Origin of the sequence: Helicobacter didelphidarum (genome assembly GCF_003364195.1) — a bacterium.
In the GTDB taxonomy this organism is placed as follows: Bacteria; Campylobacterota; Campylobacteria; order Campylobacterales; family Helicobacteraceae; genus Helicobacter_A; species Helicobacter_A didelphidarum.
On record NZ_NXLQ01000140.1, the window covers coordinates 1 to 1252 of the forward strand.

Here is a 1252-nt window from a genome sequence, read left to right on the forward strand (position 1 = left end):
TCATAGTGGGAGAGACATAGAGTATGCCGATATTTTTTATGAAAAAATAGATAATGCGTTAGTGTATTTTTATCAAACACTTATTAAGAACTATGAAAATAGGTATGCTAAAGATGACGAAGGAAATAACTATAAACTAAGTATAAGCGATAGAGTGTATCATATAGAAACCTTTAATCAATTTGATAACTATCAACATACTAAAGAATCAGGAAAAGAAAATGCTACACAGCATTTAGGTAAAGATATAGCAGGAAATTATTTTATATTGAATTTGAATTTTGGAGGAATGGATGCTCATGGTATAGTTGCTATAACAGCAGTATTATACTTTTATGAATATATCTACTCTACAAATCACAATTTAATAAACACAAATAGCAAAGATATAAAGCTAGAATTTAATCAAGAAAGAAAACTATCTTTAGAGGCAAATCATCAAACAGAAAGTGAAGAATACAAAGCATTACAAACATTTTTAGAAAAACACTATGAAATAGATTCACATATATATAAAGAAATAAAGCAAGTTATCGCATATTGTAATATCATCGCACTTTCTATCCATAGGATACTGAGGAATATCGAGATAGAAAAATATGAAATAAGATTACGGAAATCTGGTGTAGTGGATTCACCAAATTTGTTTAATAATGATATGATTAGACTAATAGAAGCCAATAAAATAAATATACCAAATTGGATTTATGCCACCATAGATAAGATACTCTTTGAAGCCACAATTAAAACCGATGGTGTAAAAAAAGTAATTCAAGATAATGCTAGTGAAGTGATTGATGGTATATTATATCTCCAAGACAATGAAGTATATATAAAAATCTTAACGAAAGATGAGATTCAAAGTATTAATGCAGATTCGGCTTTGTCTAATCTCTTTGCTATTCACGAAACAATATTTTTTACAAGTGCAGATAAAGAAGGAAAGCCACTTATAAATAATAATGAAGTAGCTAATAAACTTATAGGGTATATAACCCCTAGAACGCAAATATTCTGCACTGACCTAAAAGACAATAGTAAAGATACAATAATCAAATGCTATATCAATGAAACACTCAAATATTATCCTGAATCTATAAGATAGGAAATAATAATGAAAAATAAGTTTAAACCACAAAGATTTCGAATCTTTCAAAATGATAATGATATAATCATCAGTATAGAAAAATCAAATCTCACCATTGATATACAAGAGCTCCTCCCTATCATCAATAATTACACAAAGCAAGAT

General features: G+C 27.9%; 1 protein-coding gene. It reads left to right on the plus strand.

Annotation, left to right across the window (positions count from 1 at the left end):
* The coding region (locus CQA53_RS12805; protein WP_115544030.1) for a hypothetical protein at positions 1–1105 on the plus strand (1105 nt) is incomplete at its 5' end.
* Positions 1106–1252 lie beyond the last annotated feature (147 nt).